15 protein-coding genes are annotated in these 21,771 nt (G+C 54.1%); 12 read left to right on the top strand and 3 right to left on the bottom strand.

Going from position 1 to position 21,771, the window contains the following annotated elements:
* Window positions 1-5: 5 nt before the first annotated feature.
* A complete protein-coding gene (locus KTE_RS06735) occupies window positions 6-1,643 on the top strand; it encodes a mucoidy inhibitor MuiA family protein (protein WP_201379739.1) in 1,638 nt (545 codons plus the stop codon).
* Between the two features lie 72 nt (window positions 1,644-1,715).
* Here the strand turns inward: KTE_RS06735 and KTE_RS06740 are convergent, their stop codons facing one another.
* Window positions 1,716-2,768: a hypothetical protein gene (locus KTE_RS06740; protein WP_201379741.1), complete on the bottom strand. Its 1,053-nt coding sequence runs from the start codon at window positions 2,766-2,768 to the stop codon at window positions 1,716-1,718.
* A 502-nt stretch (window positions 2,769-3,270) separates the two neighbouring features.
* Between KTE_RS06740 and KTE_RS06745 the strand changes: the two genes are divergently transcribed.
* The gene (locus tag KTE_RS06745; RefSeq protein WP_201379743.1) at window positions 3,271-4,464 is read left to right on the top strand and encodes an aminotransferase class V-fold PLP-dependent enzyme; all 1,194 of its coding nucleotides are present in this window, start codon (window positions 3,271-3,273) and stop codon (window positions 4,462-4,464) included.
* A gap of 225 nt (window positions 4,465-4,689) precedes the next feature.
* Window positions 4,690-5,244: a 2'-5' RNA ligase family protein gene (locus KTE_RS06750; protein ID WP_201379744.1), complete on the top strand. Its 555-nt coding sequence runs from the start codon at window positions 4,690-4,692 to the stop codon at window positions 5,242-5,244.
* A 44-nt stretch (window positions 5,245-5,288) separates the two neighbouring features.
* Here the strand turns inward: KTE_RS06750 and KTE_RS06755 are convergent, their stop codons facing one another.
* A complete protein-coding gene (locus KTE_RS06755) occupies window positions 5,289-6,476 on the bottom strand; it encodes a carboxylate-amine ligase (RefSeq protein WP_201379745.1) in 1,188 nt (395 codons plus the stop codon).
* Window positions 6,477-6,699: 223 nt separating this feature from the next.
* Window positions 6,700-7,833 carry a carboxylate-amine ligase gene (locus tag KTE_RS06760; protein WP_201379746.1) on the bottom strand — a complete coding sequence of 378 codons (1,134 nt, stop codon included), beginning with the start codon at window positions 7,831-7,833 and terminating at the stop codon, window positions 6,700-6,702.
* 547 nt (window positions 7,834-8,380) lie between these two features.
* On the opposite strand from KTE_RS06760, the gene metH reads away from it, so the two are divergent.
* The 9 genes from metH to KTE_RS06805 all read left to right on the top strand — a co-directional run bounded on the left by metH (window position 8,381) and on the right by KTE_RS06805 (window position 21,256).
* Window positions 8,381-11,965 (top strand): methionine synthase, encoded by a 3,585-nt coding sequence (gene metH / locus KTE_RS06765; protein WP_201379747.1) that lies wholly within the window; start codon window positions 8,381-8,383, stop codon window positions 11,963-11,965.
* A gap of 164 nt (window positions 11,966-12,129) precedes the next feature.
* Complete coding sequence (locus tag KTE_RS06770; RefSeq protein WP_201379748.1) at window positions 12,130-12,888, top strand: hypothetical protein; 759 nt, start codon at window positions 12,130-12,132, stop codon at window positions 12,886-12,888.
* A 157-nt stretch (window positions 12,889-13,045) separates the two neighbouring features.
* The gene (locus tag KTE_RS06775; RefSeq protein ID WP_201379749.1) at window positions 13,046-13,528 is read left to right on the top strand and encodes a hypothetical protein; all 483 of its coding nucleotides are present in this window, start codon (window positions 13,046-13,048) and stop codon (window positions 13,526-13,528) included.
* Between the two features lie 76 nt (window positions 13,529-13,604).
* Window positions 13,605-15,023, top strand: a complete 1,419-nt coding sequence (locus tag KTE_RS06780; protein ID WP_201379750.1) for a carotenoid oxygenase family protein — start codon at window positions 13,605-13,607, stop codon at window positions 15,021-15,023.
* 121 nt (window positions 15,024-15,144) lie between these two features.
* A complete protein-coding gene (locus KTE_RS06785) occupies window positions 15,145-15,603 on the top strand; it encodes a hypothetical protein (protein ID WP_201379752.1) in 459 nt (152 codons plus the stop codon).
* Window positions 15,604-15,715: 112 nt separating this feature from the next.
* Window positions 15,716-16,399, top strand: a complete 684-nt coding sequence (locus KTE_RS06790; RefSeq protein ID WP_236600310.1) for a Uma2 family endonuclease — start codon at window positions 15,716-15,718, stop codon at window positions 16,397-16,399.
* Between the two features lie 66 nt (window positions 16,400-16,465).
* The gene (locus KTE_RS06795) at window positions 16,466-16,669 is read left to right on the top strand and encodes a hypothetical protein (RefSeq protein WP_201379754.1); all 204 of its coding nucleotides are present in this window, start codon (window positions 16,466-16,468) and stop codon (window positions 16,667-16,669) included.
* A 423-nt stretch (window positions 16,670-17,092) separates the two neighbouring features.
* Window positions 17,093-18,553 (top strand): cysteine--tRNA ligase, encoded by a 1,461-nt coding sequence (cysS, locus tag KTE_RS06800; RefSeq protein ID WP_201379755.1) that lies wholly within the window; start codon window positions 17,093-17,095, stop codon window positions 18,551-18,553.
* 261 nt (window positions 18,554-18,814) lie between these two features.
* Window positions 18,815-21,256: a penicillin acylase family protein gene (locus tag KTE_RS06805; protein ID WP_201379756.1), complete on the top strand. Its 2,442-nt coding sequence runs from the start codon at window positions 18,815-18,817 to the stop codon at window positions 21,254-21,256.
* Window positions 21,257-21,771: the final 515 nt, after the last annotated feature.

Consider the following 21,771-nt stretch of genomic DNA (forward strand, 5'->3'; position numbering starts at 1 on the left):
CTCCCATGCCCGCAACTGATATACAGGCTCCCATTACCGAGGTAACTGTTTATAATGACCGCGCCCTCGTCACACGCGCAGGCACCATGCACCTGGCCCAGGGCGAACATGATGTGCGCATCAATGATCTGCCGCCCTTCCTTCGTGAATCACTCCGAGCCTCCGGCCAGGGTCCGCAGGGCATGCGCATTCTTAATGTTGATATTACCACCGCCTATCATAGCTTTACGACGCGCGATGATCTACTGAAGCTAGAGGTAGAAATCGAGCACCTGGAGCAGCAAGCCAAGCTGCTGAAAGCACGCCAGGAGGCGTTACAGGATCGACGCAAGTGGCTTCGTTCCCTTGGCGAGCAGGCGACCGATTTTGCGCGTGGCCTGGCCCGTGGTCAGATGAAGCCCCAGGACTGTGCCGACTTCTTTCGCTTCGCCGCGCAACAGGCCCAGCAGGATGCTGAAGAGGCCCTGGAGCTGGATGTACAGGTTCAACGCCTTCAGAAAGAGATTCATGCGCGCCGCCGCGAGTATACGCAGACACAAAATACCGGCACAACTGACCGCCTGGCAGCCGTGGTCGCGCTTGAGATGCCGCAAGAAGGCGACGTAACGCTAGAAATCTCCTACATGATTATGGGGGCCTCGTGGCAGCCACAGTACGATGTTCGTGTCCAGCTCAACGAGGACGGCAATCGTGGCGAGGTTGAACTAACTTATCTGGGCGTGGTCACACAACGCACTGATGAAGATTGGAGCAATGTTCAGCTCTCACTCTCTACCGCCCGCCCCAGCCTGGCCTCGGTCTTGCCTGAGCTCAAACCCTGGTATATCAACACCTTCACTCCTGCCCCGGTCTATGCGCGCGCCCTAAAAAGCCAGGCCATGCCAGCCGCAGGAATGAGTGCGCACATGGAGGATATGGATATGCCACCACCGGCAGCCGCCGCAGCACCAGCGGCAGCCATGCCCCAGCCCGCACAAATGGCTACGGCATCCGTGGAGAATACAGGCACCGCCTATGTCTTCCGCGTCGCGCGTTCCGTCGATATTCCCTCGAATGGCTCGCCACATAAAACAACTATCGCGCTTGATCGCCTTCCCTGCACCTTTGACTATGTCTCGGCTCCCTCTCTGGAGGAGAATGTGCATCTGCGCGCCACCATTACCAATACCACTGAGCGCGTCATTCTACCCGGTACAACTCATATCTTCCTGAAAGGCGAATATGTTGGTACCTCCCAGGTCAAACAAACCGCTCACTCCGAGCGATTCAAAATCTTTCTCGGAATCGACGACAGCATCAAGGTTGAGCGCAAGCTGACGGAGCGTGCCGTCGATAAGGGGGTTCTGCTACAAAATGACCTGCGCCGCCTGACCTATGGCTATCGTATCACCATTTCCAACTTCACGTCCTTCCCACGCCAGATCGTGTTGCGTGATCACCTGCCTGTTCCTCAACATGAACGCGTTAAAATTAAGACACTTCATGTGCAACCAGCGCCAACCGAGCAGACCAAGCTCTCGCTGTATACCTGGCAGTTCACGCTCCCTCCAAGTGGCGAGTACAAAGTAGAGTATCGCTTCCTGGTGGAACACCCACGCGACTACACCCTTATCGGCCTGCCTCCCATCGACGAGCCAGTTTAGCTACTCAGGAAAAAAAGGTGTGATGGATCCTGGCCGTCTGCAACTGCCAGGATCCATCACACCTTTTTCCCTTTATGCTGAGACGGCACGAATGAAGTCTGCCATGACATCATAGGCGGTCGCGTCGGGTCCCGCGGTCTCATCTTCGGGCAGGTGAAGCGTGACTGTCAGACCTCCTGGTACGATATCCATCTCCATGTGGGCTAGCATGGAGGCCGGGCTAACCGCCGCCAGGGGATCGCCTGCCTCTACCTGCTCTGTTTGGACGCGTGCCACGACGTCTTGCCCCACGCGTTCAAGCGTCGCCACCTGCTTGTAGGGCGTGCCTGCGGCACGCGCACGCTGCAGCTCGGCGGGCTGGAGTTCGCGGATGCCCTCACGCTGGACCTCTTCGAGCTTGAGCGGAACGTCCATCAAGACATTAGCAATCGCACAGAGCTTGACCGTCGCATCCCAGCCGTCGACATCCAGACTGGGGTCGGTCTCAGCGATACCCAGTTCCTGCGCTCGTTTGACTGCCTCAGCAAAATTTTTGCCCTGCTCCATCTCGTTAATAATGACATTTGAGGTGGCGTTAAGCAAGCCGCGAAAACGCATGAGTTTGGTCGCTGGAAGCGAGTTTTGATAGAGGGAGAAGATGGGTGCGCCTGCCATGACTGTGGCTTCAAAGAGGAAATGTTTCCCTTTGCGCTGCGCCAGTTCCTCCAGTTCCACATAGGCATGGACCACTGGTCCCTTATTCGCGGTTACGACATGGGCCCCCAGTTCCAGAGCTGTGCGCATGTAGTCAATCGCGGGCTGGCCCGTCTGAGGATTCGTCGAGGTAAGCTCAAAGAGCACATCCGCCTGGGCAGCCTGGAGCCACTCCTGCACATCACGCGGCTCTGTCTGCGTAGGTGGCACATTCCCGGCCAGGAGGGCCTCAAGGTCGATCCCCTGAGGATCAGCGATCCAGCCCATACGCCGGGTCGCCACACCGGTCACACGCCACTCGATACCATATTCATTCCGCAGATCTTCGCGCTTGGCTAATAGGTGCCGCGCTAAAGCTCGACCGACGTTGCCAAAGCCTAAAATACAGAGATTATAGGTCTTGATCTCTGTTTTTCGCTCTTTTGTATGCATATCGCTAACGTACCTCCTCGTACCATTCCTAAAATCAGGTGGGAACAGACATCGTTATGTGTGAAGCCTGAAACATAGACTTCCCAACCCTTTGCCTCTGACAACCCCTCACCGCAAGACCAATAGGAACTTTCGTCAGTCACTATATTAATGGTAAAGAATTTTGTCTATATTCTCAAAATTTTCCATGCTTTAGTACTCCTGGCAGTCCTCCAGGCCAAATTTTGTAATGTATTTGTTAATCATTAAGCCACATTCTATTCTCTGACAGCTACCACTATTCTCCTCTCATGCCTACTCGCGTGGAACGGTCCTGAATGGTAAGATAAGAAAGCACTACGTCTATTTCCAGTACTCTGTTCAATTTCGTTTGAAAGAATTCATACCGCCTGCGGCGGTAGGGGAAAGGGACGCAGAGGGGCTGACGCCCCTCTGCACTCCCCACTTTTCCTTTTCAAGAGAGCTTTAACAGAACACTAGTCAAGCAGAAGGAAGCTGTGATATGCCTTTCGTTTTCGATGTACAACGCGCCAGGGAGGAGACGCCAGGCTGTGCTAATGTGCTGCACTTCAATAATGCTGGCGCCTCTCTTCTCCCCGAGCCAGTTCTCTCAGCCACGCTGGATCACCTGCGCCTCGAAGCTCAGATTGGGGGCTATGAGGCCGCCGATCACGCCCAGAAGCAATCAGAGCATACCTATGATGCCATTGCGACCCTGCTTCACTGTTCGCGCGACGAGGTGGCACTCATAGAGAATGCAACCCGCGCCTGGGATATGGCTTTCTATGGCATGCGCTTCCAGGCCGGGGACCGTATCCTGACCTCCATCGCGGAATATGCGAGCAACTATATCGCCTATTTACAGGTGGCACGTAAGACAGGAGCCGTGGTAGAGCCTATCCCTAATGACAAATATGGGCAGGTCGATGTCGAGGCGCTTCAGTCTATGCTCGATGAGCGCGTCAAACTCATCTCGGTGACGCATGTCCCCACCAATGGCGGCCTTGTCAATCCAGTACAGGCTATTGGCAAGCTAGCACGCCAGCATCACATTCCGTTTCTCGTCGATGCCTGCCAGTCCGTCGGGCAGATGCCTATCGATGTCGAGCAAATTGGCTGTGATATGCTCTCGGCCACGGGACGCAAGTATCTACGTGGGCCGCGTGGAACTGGTTTTCTCTATGTACGGCGCGCCTTCCTGGAACAGCTAGAGCCGCCCATGCTTGACCTGCACGCCGCCACCTGGACGACGCAGGATAGCTATGAGATGCGCCCGGACGCGCGGCGCTTCGAGAACTGGGAGGGGAATGTCGCGGGTCGTATCGGCCTGGGAGTCGCCGTTGATTACGCGCTCAACTGGGGGCTGGAGAACATCTGGCGCCGCCTCAAAGCCCTGGCATACCAGCTCCGCACCCAACTTAGCCCGATACCCGGCGTCATTGTGCATGATCGGGGTGTCAACCAGTGTGGCATCGTGACCTTTACGATTGAGGGAATCACCCCTGAAGAGATCAAGCACCAGCTAGCCACGGAGAAGATCAACGTCTCTATCTCCGATTATAACTCAACGCTCCTGGATATGGAGAGCCGCCACCTGAACACGATGGTCCGCGCCTCCCTGCACTACTATAACACTGAAGAAGAGATCGAGCGCTTCTGTAAGCATATTGATCGCATGGCCGAGACCGCGTTTTAGAGGATAGGCGAGGATAAGCAATGAGAGTGTTATAGCGGAAATGTCTAAGATATCTCCACTATAACACTCTCATTGCTTATAAAGCATGTTATATACTTATATTGGCTGCTTTGCACTCTAATGATAGCGCGTTCTACATATTGCCAGCAGGAGTATGCTATGTAGTAATACATAGACCCGTCCCGTATCATGAGGACCTTTCCACAATTGCTGAGGGATACGACCATGCACGGCATCGTTTCTTTACTTGATGAGACGTATTACCGGGTCATTGAGGAACTCTGGGCCGAGCTACAAGGAGAGTTCGGCGTTCAAGGCGTCTATGTGACGCCCTATCCCCATTTCTCGTATCATATTGCCCAAGACTATCAGCTGCCCGCTCTTAAAGCGTTCCTGCATGATTTTGCCGCGCAGTATTCTTGTTTCTACGTGCGTACCACTGGACTGGCTCTCTTTACTGGCGAGCACCCGGTGCTCTATATCCCCCTCGTGCGCAATCACTGCTTGAGTAAGTTCCACTGCTCCCTCTGGCGCGCTTTACAGATTTCAGGAATAGTTAGTGGAGGATCTGAGCTCTATCACCCCAATCAGTGGCTCCCGCACATCACCATTGGCTTTGGCGATATCGATGCCCGTAAACTCTCCCAAATCGTTCCTTATCTCAGTTCACGCGACTTTGCCTGGGATCTCCATGTTAATAACCTGGCCCTGATTTATGATACTGGGACAGAGCAGACCCTCTGCCATCAAGAAGAATTAAAAAGCTGTGTGGATGTGTAGTTACACATCCACACAGCCCTACATGACACTTCATGATGCACGCCCTAGCTGATGCGCGAGTGCATCATGAAGCGCATAAATGGCGCCTGGGAGTCGAGTTCTGTTAGCTCCACATCGCGCATCGTCTGTTCGATGAGGAAACGCTGCACGGCCTCGATATCGCCTCCGCTCTCTTTATAGACGGCGATCTGCCGGTCCGCTCCGTTGCCCTGGGGTTCATCAAGGACCTGACGCAGGTAATCGATCTCGCGTCGGCTCCCAAGCTCATCAACTACTTCGTCAACATAGTCAAGCAGTTCGCGAAGCGCGTCACGCATCGGCAACTTACGATGCCGCTGAAAATCGATAGCCTCGGCATCGAGACCATAACGCATGGCACGCCACTTGTTCTCCTCGATATAATCGCGGGGACTGGCTGGGGGTCCCTCGCCTCGCTCATTGAGGCGCGCGAGTTTAGCCACCAGCGCCTGGCAGAGCGCCGCAATCGCCAGCGTATCTTCTAAGGTCGCGGGCATATCACAAATGCGGAACTCCAGAGTATCGAAGAAGGCGTGTGGGCGGATATCCCACCAGATCTTCTTGCCATTATCAATACACTTCATATCTACCAGGTCCTGGACAAAGCGATCAAAATGCGCACGCGAGGGAATCACGTCAGGCAAGCCACCACGTGGGAAACGCTTCCAGACTACCGTACGATACGATTTTAAGCCTGTATAGCGTCCCTGCCAGAAGGGAGAATTGGCGGAGAAGGCCAGGATATGCGGCAACCAGGTACGTACCTGGTTCATGATGCGAATCGCCATCTCTTTATCTGGCATGCCAACATGCACATGCAGGCCAAAAATCAGAATGGCGCGCCCAACATCCTGGTACTCTTCCTCAAGCTCTTTATAACGCTCTTTCTCGGTTCGCCGCTCTTCACGCCATGCCGCGCTGGGATGGGTACCGGCACTTACAAGCGAGAGGCCATCGCCTTTGGTTAGCCGGTAAAGCAGTGCTCGCGCCGTATAGAGCTCTTTTCGCGCCGCCTCCAGGTTGGGAAGCACACTTGAAATAAACTCTATCGTAGATTGCAGCATTTCAGGCTTAATCTGCTCCTGAAAATACGGCGCCCCCTTTTCCAGCACAAACGGCGCGCTTGAGCTGAGCGCTCCATTCTCCTGGCGTACAAGCTGATATTCTTCCTCTATCCCAAGCGAAAACGGCACCGCTTTTTCTGACTCACTCATCCATTCATTCTCCTACACGAGGAGAGAGAGCCCATCACCACAATGCTGCTTCCTTTTCCAGAAAAAACAACGCATCGGTGCAGCTCTACCTCTTTCTTCATAAACGTGTTCTTTCTCCCCATATCACCACCTTATGAGAGAGACACGTTTCTCAGCTGTAAACAGCGTCAATTTTAATGTAACAGGTACTCCTAGCCGAACCAATGCGTTTTTATAGGTAGAGCTAGCCTTCAGTAGACTGAATGCCCTGCATCGTCTGTTCGCGCAAGAAACTCACTACACGGCGCAGGTCACCACTCTCTTCGTAGACGGCAATCTGCTGATCGGCTCCCGTTCCACGCTTATCTTCGAGCAATGCGCGCAGATAGTTTATCTCTCTACGACTCCCCAACTCAGCAACGACCTCATCCACAAAATCAAGCAGCTCCGCGAGAGCCGCCCGCATACTTATATCACGCCCCTGTGTAAAATCGAGCCACCTGGCATCCAGGCCGTAACGCATCGCTCGCCATTCATTCTCTTCTATGAGCTGGCTCGACAAGACTGGGACTTCGCGGCCACGCTCATTCAGCCAGGTCAATTTAGCCACTAGCGCCTGGCAGAGCGCCGCAATCGCCAGGGTGTCATCTAAGGTCGCGGGCATATCGCAGATGCGGAACTCCAGCGTGGGAAAAAAGACATGGGGACGCATATCCCACCAGATTTTCTTGCCATTATCAATCGCGCCTATCGCGACCAGGCGCTGCACATAACGCTCATAGTCGCTCCAGGAGGCGAAGGCATCTGGTATACCGGTGCGCGGGAAGCGTCGTCGCTGGACGGCGCGGTACGATTTGAGGCCTGTATAGCGCCCCTCCCAGAAGGGTGCGTTGGTGGATAAGGCCAGCAAATGTGGCAGCCAGGTGCGTGCCTGGCTGAATACTTTCATGCCTATCTCACGATCATGTAGGCTCTCGCCAATGCCCACATGTACATGCAAACCAAAGATCTGGTCCGAGAGCACCACATCCTGATATTCCGCGACAAGCTCATCATAGCGCTCGCCCTCGCTACGCTTCTGCACCTTCCAGGAGGAGCTAGGATGGGTACCGGCACTCATTAATGCTACGCCTTCTTGCACCACCAGTTTCGCTAGTCTCGCCCTTGAGACACTCAGCGCCTGACGCGCCACCTCAATCGTGGGAAATACATCTGAGGTAAGCTCTAACGTCGCCTGCAAGACCTCAGAGGTAATCTGCTCCCCAAACTGCTCATAGCCGCGCGCTAAAATCGCGGGCGCACATGATCGTAGCTCTCCCGTAGACGTGTCTACTAGCTGAAACTCTTCTTCAATACCTAGCGTAAAAATACTTGACATGTCGGCACTCCCTTGTTATGCTGTTTTTCCACATATGCAGGATGCAGAAACAGCGGCTGCCGAGCTACCGAAACAATCCCTCGATCCGGCTGAGGATACTGCAATAGCGTAAAACATGCAGCCTCTCTAGTTTTCATGTATCCTGCTCTTTCCGCGAAGGGGAGCCGAAGCAGCCTGGCACCTCTTAGGAGTATGGGTTACGTCTTGATCCGCCACTGGATCTTGCATTGCATGACTGCGCACTGCACAAGCGTAAAGCCTATCAATGTGCCCTGCCTCTCCAACCATTCTCCGCCTGACATGACAGATCCGTGTCGCTCTTTTCCTCTTTACGAAGCACGCGCTACTCAGCCAGAAAACGTACTCACACTTATTCTACACTAAAACCTTTCCTTTTTCGTTACTCAGCATCAGCTGAGCATGGTATAATGGAGGGCAAAATGATGTTTCCCACCTGCATGATTGCCTGCTACAATGATGTATCAGCTCTTCATTAAAAATAATTTGCGATCTACCTAGCCTATCTCTTTGAAAGCAGGTTTTGCCCATGAGTCAATTTCTCTCTGCCCTGGCACGTCGTCCGCTTATCTTTGACGGGGCCATGGGTTCAAATATCCAGCGCTATCAGCTGACAGCCGAGGATTATGGTGGTCAGCAGACAGAGGGCTGCAATGAATATCTGGTCCTGACCAAACCCCAGGTCATTGAAGAGATTCACACTGGCTTCTTTGAAGCTGGCTGCGATGTCATCGAGACCGATTCGTTTACCGCCAGCCGACTCAAGCTCGATGAATACCAGATTGGGCATCTTACCTACGAGGTCAATTTTGAAGCGGCCCGTCTCGCTCGTCGCCTGGCTGATCGCTATAGCACCGCCAGCCAACCACGTTTTGTGGCTGGTTCCGTGGGGCCCACCGGTATGCTTCCTTCCTCAGACGACCCCATGCTCAGCAATATTACCTATCAGCAACTGGCCGCGATCTTTCACGAGCAGGCCATTCCCCTGCTCAAGGGCGGCGTCGATGTATTGCTCATCGAGACCAGTCAGGATATCCTCGAGGTGCGGGCCGCGATTACGGGGCTGCGCCGCGCCATGCAAGAGATAGGTCGTCGCGTACCCATCCAGGCCCAGGTCTCGCTTGATACCAGTGGGCGTATGCTACTGGGAACCGATATCGCCGCCGTGACCACTACCCTCACCGCCCTGCGCGTAGATATCATTGGGCTCAACTGTTCCACCGGTCCAGAGCATATGCGCGAACCGGTGCGCTATCTCTCCGAGAACTGTCGTCTGCCAATCTCGACTATCCCCAATGCGGGCATTCCGCTCAACGTCAATGGGCAGGCTGTCTATCCCCTGGAGCCAGAACCTATGGCCCAGGCTCTGCGCGAGTTTATCGAGGAGTTTGGCGTCAACATCATCGGCGGCTGTTGTGGCAGCAGTCATGAGCACCTGCAAGCCATCGTACGTGCTTGCCGACCAGTGACACGCAAGCCACGCCCCCAGGCCGATCAGAATATCGAGCACAAAGACTTCAAGCAGATTATGCCCCCGCTCGTCTCCAGCGCCATCCGCTCCGTTGAGATGCAGCAGGACCCCGCTCCTCTACTGATCGGCGAACGCGTCAATGCCCAGGGCAGCAAGAAGGCCAAGCAAGCTTTGCTCAAGGACGACTATGACACGCTGCTAGGGATTGGTCGCGAGCAGGTCGAGGGGGGCGCGCACGTTCTCGACGTCCAGGTGGCAGTGACGGAGCGCACCGATGAGCCTGAGCAGATGCACAAAACTGTCAAGAAGCTCTCAATGGGTATCGAAGCCCCCCTGGTCATCGACTCAACCGAGGCCGATGTCATTCAGGCCGCGCTTGAGATCTATCCCGGGCGCGCCATCATCAACTCTATCAATACGGAAAATGGGCGCCAGCGCATCGAGAAAGTAGTCCCCCTCGCGCTTGAGCATGGGTCCGCGCTCGTAGCGTTGACCATCGATGAAGAGGGCATGGCCAAGAGCATTGAACGCAAGGTCGAGATCGCGCGCAAGATCTATGACATCTGCGTCAACGAATATGACCTCTCACCCAATGCCCTGATCTTTGATCCCCTGACCTTTACGATTACGACAGGCCAGGAAGAACTTCAGACAGCGGGCATCGACACCCTGGAGGGCATTCGCCGTATCAAATCCGAACTGCCCGGCGTCATGACCGTGCTAGGCGTGAGTAACGTCTCCTTTGGCCTCAAGCCTCATGCACGCGCCGTGCTCAATAGCGTCTTCCTCTATCACGCGATTAAGGCGGGCCTGGATATGGCTATCGTCAATCCGACCCATATCAAGCCATACGCCGAGATCGACACGGAGCAACGCCAACTCGCCGAGGACCTGATCTTCAATCGCACTGAAGCCCTGCCACGCTTTATTGAATACTTTGAGTCGCACGGCCCACAGAAGAACGAGGGCGAGGCCAAGGTCGATCCGACCGAGGGGATGAATACTGCCGAACGTATTCACTGGCAGATCCTGCACCGGCGTAAAGAGGGTATCGAGCCGCTTATCGACGCAATCATTCAGGAACGCACCGAGGCCAGTGATACTCCAACCAGCGAGGCGGCCGTAGAAGTGCTGAATACGGTGCTCCTGCCCGCAATGAAGGATGTCGGCGACCGCTTCGGCGCGGGCGAGCTGATTCTCCCCTTTGTACTTCAGTCAGCCGAGGTTATGAAAAAGTCTGTGGCACACCTGGAGAACTACCTGGAGAAGAAGGAAGGCTATACCAAGGGTAAGGTCGTGCTGGCAACAGTCTTTGGCGATGTACATGATATCGGCAAGAACCTGGTCAATACGATTCTGACCAACAACGGTTACACGGTATACGACCTGGGCAAGCAGGTCCCGCTCAATACAATTATCGATAAGGCCATCGAGGTTAACGCTGACGCCATCGGTCTCTCGGCGCTCCTGGTCAGTACCTCCAAGCAGATGCCACTGTGCGTAAAAGAACTGCATAAGCGCGGCCATAACTTCCCCGTCATCATTGGCGGGGCCGCCATCAACCGCTCATTTGGGCGGCGTATCCTCTTCGTCGATGAGCAAAACGCGGAGGCGGCACCCCTGCCCTACGCACCCGGCGTCTTCTACGCCCGCGATGCCTTCGAGGGACTCGACATCATGGATCGCCTGACCAGCGTGCCAGAACAACGCTCCACCTTCGTGGAGAAAATCCAGCAGGAGGCCCTGAACGAACGCCAGCGTAAAGCAAGAGGTCAAGAAGAGACAGCCAACAGCCAGTCTCAAGTGGATACCAGGCCCTCGACGAGCATTCAGCCAGCGCGCTCCCTGCCCACACCGCCCTTCTGGGGGCCACGCGTGCTTGATCGCATCGGGTTAGAAGATGTCGCTGAATGTATGGACTTCAAGACACTCTACCGCCTGCACTGGGGCGGCAAGACACATGGCGAGGAATTTGAGCGCCTCGTTGAGCAGGACTTCAAGCCACGCCTGGAGCGCATGCTCCAGGAGGCGCGCCGCCTGCGCTACCTGCAACCTCGCGTGGTCTACGGCTATTATCCCTGCCAATCCAGCGGCAATGATCTGATCGTCTACGAGCCTGGCGAGGTTGAGAGCGGCAAGCCCCTCTCGCAGTGGCGGGAGCTCACGCGCTTTAGCTTCCCACGCCAGCGCGAGCGCGAGCGCCTCTGCCTGGCCGACTACTTCGCCTCAGTAGAGAGCGGGAAGATCGACGTTGTGCCACTCCAGGTCGTGACCATGGGCCGCGCCGCCTCTGAGTATATCGATCAGCTGCAGCAGGCAGGCAACTATTCGGAGGGCTACTTCGTGCATGGTCTCGCCGTCGAGATGGCGGAGGGCCTGGCCGAGTACACCAATCGCCTGGTGCGCCATGAACTGGGGCTGGAAGAGGATCGGGGCCGACGCTACAGCTGGGGCTATCCCGCCATCCCTGACCTGGTAGATCATGAGAAGCTCTTCAAAGTGCTGCCCGTCACCGAGAGCATCGGCATCAACCTTACAGAGGCCCATCAGCTCGTACCCGAGCAGTCGACCGCGGCGATCATCGTACATCACCAGCAGTCGTCCTACTTCTCGGTACGCGCCAACGAGGCCGCGCTGGTCTAATCTACAGAAATCTCCTCAAAACAAGTTGATAGGGTGTAGTGTCACAAATTTTGTGAACTACACCCTATTTTTTTATGCTCGATTAGCATACAATATGAGCGGCCTACATCAAGTGCATTAAAATTCACCATTTATATTTGCAATTTGGAAACGAGGTTTATTCTATGCGTCGCTCGCAGTTCTCGCTTCTCCTTATCCTATCTGGGCTCATTCTGGCTATAGGTGGCCTGATTTATGGCACACGTTCTCACGACCTGGGCTATCAGTCCAGCGAACAGGGAACACTTCAGCACGCTATTTATCAGAGCGATCCTACTACTCCCAACAGTAGCAGCTCAGGCACTGAATATCTTCAGTTGAGCAATGACCCCAAAATTTATATCGTGAATGTGGCCGATATCGCTAATGCCAATAAGCTCAACGCGCTCTCTGCACACAACTATACCTTTCGCTACGATTCCGATACGGCCCAACCTATCAACGTCACCGGAAAGGATACGGCAACCTACTCTTCCAATTACACGCTCATTGGGACTGGTTACAAGGTGGTAGAAATCATCGGCTATGATAGCAGCAATCAGCCAGTGAATATCCTGACCAATACTTTCCTGCAAAAACCACGGGGACGTTATGAAAACGACTGGTTCCTTGGTAGTGGCCTGGCCATGCTTGGCATCATCTTGCTACTCACTAGCCTCTTCACCCGGCGCGGCACACAGACCCCTGACGCGCCATTACGCATCGTCGTTCAGTCTGGACAGATACAACCCACTCCTGGCCAGACGCCACACCCTGGTCCGTATAGCCAGTATCAGTCACAAACCACCTATCCCGTCGCCTCTAATCAATTCGCCCAGCCCGGAGCCCCAACATCCATGAGCACCTATACCTCCTATCCTTCTGGGCAACAGCCACCCCAATGAACCATGATATGGAAACGCGTGCTTGAGCAGCGTCGGACAACAGCGCCGTATGCTTCCCTGGCACGCGTGCAAAAAACTCGCCTATCACCTATAATTTATGGTTGAAAAAACTATCCGCCTGTATTTATCTTGCAGAAAGAGAAGAGGCCAATTACTCATGTCCTGGCTATTTATCCTGATTATTGTCGTCGTCTTACTCATCGTTATCGCCATCCTCGTCCTCTCTGGGCTCTCGTATATTGAGCGCCAGGAGATGTACTGGCTTTCACAGAACGGCACTCTTGTTCAGGCGCGCATACACACCCTTTACCCCCTACAGCCCACCGCGCCGCAGAGAACACAAAACAGAGCAGAAGAAGAGCTGAGCGGTGCACCTGAGTCACCAGACGCTCCAGAGACGCTCGCTAGCGATGCCCCATCTGCTCCCATCATGCGCCAGATTATCGTCGCGGAGTGGACCGATCCTCTGACCGAGAAGACCTATGTCTTCCGCAGTCATCCTCTCGACCGGCCCCCCACACCCTACCAGGAGAATGACTTCATCTCTGTGCGCATCGACCCGGTTCGCCCACAGCGCTATACCTTCGAGGCTGAGTTGAACACATACCTGCAAAAACACTCATTTCGCCCCGGGGATTAGCATAGATAGAGGGACCCATCTACATGTCCCTCAGGCTAGCGCTCTCCTCGCGACAAGAAAGGATGTTGATCAGCGTATGGAACATACATTTCGCCTTGGTTATCAGTCCCTCAATGAAGAGACCGTTCTCGATCAGCTTCCAGTTCGGGGACGCCTCCCTTCTTGGCTCCGCGGTACCCTCTTGCGCAACGGGCCAGCGAAATTCGAGGTGGGGGAAGATCAATTCCGCCACTGGTTCGATGGCTTCGCTATGCTACATCGCTTCTCACTTCAGGATGGGAAGGTCTCCTATGCAAATAAGTTCTTGCAAAGCGATGTCTATAAGACATCCATAGAGGAGGGGCGCATCACCTTTAGTATGTTTGCCACCGATCCCTGCAAATCAATCTTTAAAGGCTCAATGACCGCCTCCGTCAATGCCAATGTCAGCATCAACAAGATCGCGGGCGAGTTTGCTGCCCTGACCGAGACGCCGCTCCCCATCGCTTTTAATCCCGATACGCTCGATACACTGGGCGTCATCTACTTTGAAGATGATCTCAAGGGCCATCATGGCTGCGCTCACCCTCACTACGACTTCGCGCAGCAGGCCACCATTAGCTATATGACCGAATTCTTTATGCCTAGCCAGTTCCGTGTCTTTGGCCTGCCCAGGGGTTCGAAGAGGCGCTACGAGATCGGCTCCTATCCCATTATGGAACCGGCCTATATTCATAGCTTTGGCATGACCGAGAATTACGTGGTTATTGCGGAATTTCCCTACCGGATCAATCCGCTGGAGGTGCTCAGCAGTGGTAAGCCCTTCATTGAGAACTATACGTGGCGACCCGAGGAGGGAACACAATTTATCGTGATGAGCAAGCATGACGGCAGCATTGTGGGGCGCTACCATACCGAGGCATTCTTCACCTTCCATCATGTGAATGCCTTTGAGCAGGGTGACGAGGTGCTCGTCGATCTCTCAGCCTATCCCGATCCGGGTAATATCAACGCGCTCTACCTCGATCATCTGCGTAGCTTTGGGCTTGGCTCTGAAGTCGATAAGAATGGTAGTGGCGAGCTGCGCCGTTATCACATTCCTCTACGCGGGGAGAGCGCCAGCTACGAGGTACTGACGCCGCACCCGCTTGAGCTTCCTACGATCAACTATCACCAGTACAATACCCATGACTACGGCGTGGCCTATGGAGTAAGCATCAATAAAGAGCAGCCAGATGTCTTTACCAATCGTCTGCTACGCGTCGACCTCAAAGAGCGCACAGCCCATATCTGGGAGGAGAGCGGTTGTTATCCTGGCGAACCTGTCTTTACACCTTCCCCCAATGCGCGAGCTGAAGACGGTGGAGTCATCCTCTCAGTCGTTCTCAACGCCCACAAGGGTAATTCATTCTTACTCGTCCTGGACGCGCATACCTTTGAAGAGATTGCGCGTGCGGAGGTCCCTCATCATATCCCCTACGGTTTCCATGGCCAGTTCTATACCCACCTGGCCTGATCTCGCTCTCGCGCCTATGGCGCTCGCCCTGTTAAGGAGTGTGCTATGCCTCCTCTTTTTGTGGCGCTTATACTAAAAGCACAAGCAACCAGTAAAGCGACAAGGAAAGGAGCATTCCCCTGTGCTGAACCTGCTCACCTACGCGCGCCAGCGCATTAACCCTAAACTGGTAATTGGTATTGGCGTTGGCCTGGTTCCCATCTTACTATTCATTGTTGGGCAAAATGCATTTGCTATCGCTATGCATACCTCTAGCCTGCTAAGTCCTAATACCACTCTGGGCTTTTTTGGCCTGAGCCTGGAGTTCCTAACGATCCTCTCCTATGCCTTTCTCTATCTCGCGATGCTCCTTATGCTCATCTTCCCTGAGTTCCGTATGTATTGCTATGGCCTGGCCATCTCGCTACTCCTCGTGCCAGCACTCTCGCTCTACTACTTTGGCTCCATCGGGGCCTGGTGTGGCGCGCCCCTCGCTGTTGTAGCCCTGGTCTTCATCGCACAACTCATTCAGAGCCAGCGTCAAGCCCAGGCGTCTCGCCTGAATGTGCTCTCCGACAACGAGCTTGATCCCCAGGCTTAACGTAACCCCTTGCGCCTGCGGTGCTCGCCCTAATGAGTAGTGTGATGTGTCCTGATAGTTTGCGGTTGGCAAGACACATCACATTACTCATCTACTCATCAAGAACCTGAAAATGAGCCTACTTATAGACGAATATGGTATTCTTATATTGACGCGTTATATTATCATTTGGTTTGTTTTGCATGAGAGGCAGGGAACCATGACTACATTTGAAAGGTCGTCTGTCTTGACACCTGCTGATTGGATATCAGGTCCGCGCCAGGGGCAATGGACGTATGCTGAGTATGCAGCTTTGCCAGATGATGGGCAGCGTTATGAAATCATGGACGGTGTATTGCTTATGGCGCCGTCTCCAACTCCATCACATCAAACAGTGGTCAAGTGGCTTACGTTCTATCTCACTCAATGTGTGGATCTCGCTGGTTTAGGAACAGTTTTTACTGCTCCCCTGGATGTTGAGCTGGCTCCTAATCGAGTTGTTCAACCTGATGTTTTTGTTTTACGGAGCGAGAATTTGGGCATGGTGACGCCAAGCCGCGTGGTAGGCGCTCTTGACCTAGTTATCGAAGTAACTTCTCCTGGTACGGCTGCATATGATCGTTTGAAGAAACTTGACGCCTACGCACAGGCAGGAGTATCAGAATACTGGATTATCAGTCCAGAAATGCACACTATAGAAGTGTTGGTGCTCTATACTGATGGATATCACTCTCAAGGTATCTTTATGGATAAAGATACCTTGCCATCTCAATTATTACCAACCTTGTCTGTAACGGTAGGACAATTCTTCGCATAAGTTAGGAGAAATGCAGGTTTTGTTACGTCTCCTAGGTCGTAAACAAACAGAGAGGAGATTTGCCACATGTCTCGTACCAGGTCCTGGCTCGCTCGCTGGCTCAACAATTGGTATATCAGCTCCCTTGCCTGGTCGATCGTTGCGCTGGGCTGGTTTGTGCTCTTTCTCCTCGATTATCACGTGTCTCATATTATTACTGGCATCGCCTCGCTGGTTATCGCGCTCATGTTCTTTCTGCTGGCGCGCCAGCGCACACAAACAGGCCGCTAGCTACCACCCTTCACGCTATACAGTCCTGTGCCGATATGATATACTACACGCATATAGAAACATCACGACCGGGAGTTTTTCATCGTGTACGCATATACGCAGCAGCGCCAACAAATTCATTCTTGCGCCTGTCGCTGCGTTCACGGAGGCCGCCCTTCATTCTGTAGCTCAGCCCTCCGTGGACGTAATGACGTGCTGCCTCTCTGTGTAATGCATTGACCAGCAAGAACACTCTCTAGAGCCTTTCTCTCCGCACGTCCCCGCCTGAGCTACTCCTCTCACTTCCCGTTTTCGCAATCTTTCATGCGCATTTGCATATGCTCGCCAGCAATAGTAATCTGCTATAGGACCCGCTAGCAGAGAGGCAAAGCGTCTGGTAAACTATATACCGCCCATACACGCAAGAGGAGGACCATAAAGCTCATGTCGACCATTACTGATAAACCAGTGTATATATACAACACCCTGACCCGTAAACGCGAACTCTTTCAGCCACTCAACCCACCCCGCGTGAGCATCTACTCGTGCGGCCCTACCGTCTATAAAGATATCCACGTCGGAAACTTCCGCACCTTTATGATGACCGACTGGCTGCGCCGCATGCTTGAATACAATGGCTATGATGTCTACCTGGTGCGCAACATCACCGATGTAGGGCATCTACAAAACGATGATGTAGAGAGCGGTGAAGATAAGCTTGAGTACGAGGCACGCACCACTGGGCGCTCGGCCTATGATATCGCTCAGCACTACACCGAGCAATATATGCGTGATGCCGCTGAACTCAATATCCTGCCACCTCACCTCAGTCCCAAGGCAACCGACCACATCGGCGAAATGCTGGAGATGACGCAGGCACTGGTTGAGAAGGGCCTGGCCTATATCGCGGACGGTAATGTCTACTACGATGTGGCGCAGTTTCCCGAGTACGGCAAGCTCTCCGGTAACACAGTGGAGAACCTGCGCGCCGGCGGCCATGGTCGCGAACAGATGGAGGTTGCAGAGGATAAGCGCTCTCCCGAGGATTTCGCCCTCTGGAAGAAGGGTGACGAAGGCCGCCAGATGAACTGGGATAGCCCCTGGGGTTCTGGTTTCCCCGGCTGGCACATCGAGTGCTCTGCCATGGCGACCAGGTACCTGGGCGAGCAGTTCGATATCCATACGGGCGGACTCGATCTGATGTTTCCCCACCACGAGGACGAGATCGCGCAGAGCCAGGGTACCTTCGGCAAAGAGCCGGTCAAATACTGGGTTCATGGTGAGTTTCTCATCATTGGCAACCGCAAGATGAAAGCCAGCAACGAGAATGGCGATGATGGCATCAAGATGTCACGCTCCAAGGGTAATGTCTTGCTTGTCAGCACGCTCAAAGAGGAGGGCATTGATCCCATGGCCTTCCGCTACCTCATGCTGACCGCCCACTATCGCTCCAAGATTAACTATACTGATGACTCGATTCAGGCCGCGCAGAACGCGCTGAACAACCTGCGCGATGACCTGGCCGAACTGCCCATCACCGAGCAAACGGCGAACTGGTCAGAGGAGGCCCAGCGCGTTCGCGATGCCTTCCGCGAGGCGATCAACAACGATCTCGATCTGCCGACCGCCCTGGTGCTGACGCGTGAGACCGTGCGCAACGCGAAGATAGAGCCAGCCGAACGCCGCCATCTCGTGCTCGATTTTGATCGTGTGCTTGGCCTGAGGCTTGATACTGTCGAGCCCAAGAAGCCACTCGAGATCAGCGACGAGGTCAAGGAGATCGTACGCCAGCGCGACGAAGCACGGGCCTCCAAGAACTGGAAGCGCTCCGACCAACTCCGCGATGAGTTAAAGGCCCTGGGCTTCGAGGTCCGCGATACCCCCAGGGGTACCGAACTGGCCTAGGGAACGACGCTACTAAAGTACGCGTCTACATATAATGGTACGGCTTTCTTGTATTATCATATGTAGACGCGTACTTTAGTAGCGTTGGGCCACCAGGACAGGCAAGCACCCTATGAGGTAGAATAGCAGTAAGGGCACAAATATGTACCCTGCTGCTATTTTTATGCATCATACAAAATTTGTGCAGGCGCTACACATAAGCTTTTCGCAGGTTTATGTGTAGCGCCTACCTACCTGCTAAACATACAAGGAGGGCACGACATGGCACCCTGGTGGCGCAAATCCCTACAGACCGCTGGTGATCTCTCTGGCTTTGCCGCTGGCACCTTCAGGCTCCTCTCACGACGCTCTCTTCCACAGAAGCAAGGCACCCTGCACCTCTCAGAACTGCATGAGCAGGTTGAGATCATTACCGATCACTACGGTGTTCCCCATATCTATGCTCAGAATGAGGATGACCTGTATTTCGCTCAGGGCTATATCCATGCCCAGGAGCGGCTCTGGCAGTTGGAACTAAATCGACGCATCGGCTCGGGACGCCTGGCTGAGATCTTTGGTCCTATCGCGCTTGAAGCCGACCGCTTTAGCCGTCGGCTAGGCATGCACCGCTCCGCAATCGAGTCTGTACAGCAACTCACTCCCCATATGAAGCGCATACTCGATGCCTATGTACTGGGCATCAATACCTTCATCCAGAACCATCAGCATCGCCTGCCTGTCGAGTTTTCGATCCTGCGCTTCAAGCCCGCCCCCTGGACCCACGCCGACTCACTCCAATGGGGGAAGATGATTGGTTGGAACCTCAGCGGCAACTGGGAAACCGAGCTTACCCGTGCGCGCCTGATCGCGAAAATCGGCGTCGAGCGTGCGGCCAAGCTCGAAGCAGGCTATGATCCCTCGCACCCGCTCATCATTCCGCCTGGCGTGGCATACCAGGGCATCAATGCGGGGCTCCTCGACCAGTATGAGCGTCTGAAGGAGCTGGCAGGCTTCGGCATGCTGGGTGGTAGCAATAACTGGGTCGTAGATGGCACCATGACAACAACTGGCTCGCCCATCCTCTGTAACGATCCACACCTGGGGCAGGCCGCGCCCTCCATCTGGTTTGAATGCCATCTCAACGCCGGTGATATCGATGTCGTGGGCGCCACCTTCCCCGGTGCGCCCGGAGTGGTCATCGGGCATAACCGCGATATTGCCTGGGGTGTCACCAATGCCGTCTCTGACGTGCAGGACCTCTATGTCGAAAAGTTTAATCCCGATAACCCGCACCAGTATGAATACCAGGGTAAATGGGAAGAGGCGAAGATCTACCGCGAGGTTATCAATGTCAAGGGAGCAGACCCCGTGGTCGAAGATGTCCGCGTGACCCGTCACGGCCCCATCATTACCCACCTTCCGGCTCTCGACTCAGGCAAAAGTGAGGCAAGTGAGCTTCCCATCGCCATTCGCTGGACGGGCCTTGAGCAGTGCAATATCGCCTGGTCAGTACAAAAGATAAATCGCGCCAGCAACTGGGATGAGTTTCGTGATGCCCTGCGCGATTGGGATGTACCACCGCAAAACTTTGTCTACGCCGATCGCCAGGATAACATCGGCTATATCATGGCTGGCGCGATCCCTATTCGTCCTGGGGACCAGCAGGCGCTCTTGCCTTCACCGGGATGGACCGGCGAATATGAGTGGCAGGGCCACATTCCCTTCGAGGAGCTTCCACAAACCTTTAATCCCGATCAGCACTTTATCGCCACGGCAAACAACCGTGTCATCGACGACAACTATCCTTACTATATCAGCAATGAGTGGCTCAATGGCTATCGCGCTCAGCGTATTCGCGACCTGCTCACCAGCGGCGGCAAGCTCTCGCTCAGCGACATGGCACGCATCCAGGCCGATCGGTACTCTATTCCTGCGGAAGAGATTGTACCCTACATCTTACAGATCGAGCCACGGACACCTCATGAGCGCGCCGCACAGGACATTCTACGCACCTGGAACCATGTCCTCTCCCCTGATAGCATCGGAGCGGCCATCTACACCACCTTCCTGCGCAAAATTGCGCGCATCGTGCTCGATGTGCTTATTGGAGACGACCAGGAGTTACTCAACAGCTACCTGGGCGTAGGCGCGACCATCCTCGCGACCATGAACGGCTACGCCAGCCGCGAGCGCCCCCTGCTCATCCGCCTGCTCAAGGAGCATAACGACGATTGGTTCACCGACAGCGTGATGCGCAATGGTCCTCGCACCTGGGAGGCAGCCCTACGCGCCGCCTTTGAGGCCACGCTTGGCGAGCTACGAGATCGCCGTGGCGAAAACATCCTCAACTGGCAGTATGGCTCCGTTCATCGCATGACCTATAACCATCCCCTTGGCAGCGTCAAGGCGCTGGAGAAAACCTTTAATCGTGGCCCCTTTGCTGTTGGTGGCGACATAGATACAGTTAATATGGGCGCCGTCTCACCCCAAAATCCCGATACGGTCATTACCGTACCGTCCTATCGCCAGATTCTGGACCTGTCCGACCTGACCCACTCACTCTCAGGACATGCCCCGGGTCAATCGGGCCATCCCAACAGTCCCCACTATGACGACTTCATCCAGATGTGGCTTGATGTGCGCCACCATCCCATGCTCTTCGAGCGCAAACACATCGAAACCCTGGCCGAAGGCACGCTCAGCCTTCACCCACCCCACCAATAACGCTTAGAGGTGGGTAGGCCTGCATATCCCTCCCTCATCGCGCAAAATCTATCAAAATATAGAAAAAACTTTACATAGTTCTGAACTTTTCTTGAGAAATGCCCTGTATAGTATAGCTATGTCTTGCCAGAGTGAGTCACAGGCTTTGACAGGTCATTTCTACCAGGATCCAAGGCTTGCTTATACCCCCAAACCAAGCAAGCCTTTCCTTTTTTTATGCCCCCTTTGCCCTCCCCAACCCCAAACGCTAGTTCACAAGAGTTTTTCAGGTTTGCATATACAAATATGCTATTTTTATGCATTTTGTATACTCTTTTACCAACCAGTAAGCTATAATCTCTTGTGCAAGCAAAGCTTAAAAAGGCGCAAGCACTTTAGCCTAAGATTAGCACATACAAACAAGGTTATATCGCGTCTCCCCAGGCAGAATCCGACAAATTTCTCCTTCTTAAGCTTTCCCTCTTGACAAATACAATTGCAAACAGCTATACTCCTTATAACAAATAGTTATTATT

The sequence above is a fragment of the Ktedonobacter sp. SOSP1-85 genome (assembly GCF_016587415.1).
Taxonomy (GTDB): domain Bacteria; phylum Chloroflexota; class Ktedonobacteria; order Ktedonobacterales; family Ktedonobacteraceae; genus Ktedonobacter.

Excerpts from the sequence above, each read along its gene's own strand:
- KTE_RS06805 (WP_201379756.1), top strand. The coding sequence starts at position 18,815 with ATGGCACCCTGGTGGCGCAAATCCCTACAGACCGCTGGTGATCTCTCT.
- KTE_RS06735 (WP_201379739.1), top strand. The coding sequence starts at position 6 with ATGCCCGCAACTGATATACAGGCTCCCATTACCGAGGTAACTGTTTAT.
- KTE_RS06745 (WP_201379743.1), top strand. The coding sequence starts at position 3,271 with ATGCCTTTCGTTTTCGATGTACAACGCGCCAGGGAGGAGACGCCAGGC.
- KTE_RS06755 (WP_201379745.1), bottom strand. The coding sequence starts at position 6,476 with ATGAGTGAGTCAGAAAAAGCGGTGCCGTTTTCGCTTGGGATAGAGGAA.
- KTE_RS06750 (WP_201379744.1), top strand. The coding sequence starts at position 4,690 with ATGCACGGCATCGTTTCTTTACTTGATGAGACGTATTACCGGGTCATT.
- KTE_RS06775 (WP_201379749.1), top strand. The coding sequence starts at position 13,046 with ATGTCCTGGCTATTTATCCTGATTATTGTCGTCGTCTTACTCATCGTT.
- KTE_RS06770 (WP_201379748.1), top strand. The coding sequence starts at position 12,130 with ATGCGTCGCTCGCAGTTCTCGCTTCTCCTTATCCTATCTGGGCTCATT.
- KTE_RS06760 (WP_201379746.1), bottom strand. The coding sequence starts at position 7,833 with ATGTCAAGTATTTTTACGCTAGGTATTGAAGAAGAGTTTCAGCTAGTA.
- KTE_RS06790 (WP_236600310.1), top strand. The coding sequence starts at position 15,716 with ATGAGCCTACTTATAGACGAATATGGTATTCTTATATTGACGCGTTAT.
- KTE_RS06740 (WP_201379741.1), bottom strand. The coding sequence starts at position 2,768 with ATGCATACAAAAGAGCGAAAAACAGAGATCAAGACCTATAATCTCTGT.
- metH (WP_201379747.1), top strand. The coding sequence starts at position 8,381 with ATGAGTCAATTTCTCTCTGCCCTGGCACGTCGTCCGCTTATCTTTGAC.
- cysS (WP_201379755.1), top strand. The coding sequence starts at position 17,093 with ATGTCGACCATTACTGATAAACCAGTGTATATATACAACACCCTGACC.
- KTE_RS06780 (WP_201379750.1), top strand. The coding sequence starts at position 13,605 with ATGGAACATACATTTCGCCTTGGTTATCAGTCCCTCAATGAAGAGACC.
- KTE_RS06795 (WP_201379754.1), top strand. The coding sequence starts at position 16,466 with ATGTCTCGTACCAGGTCCTGGCTCGCTCGCTGGCTCAACAATTGGTAT.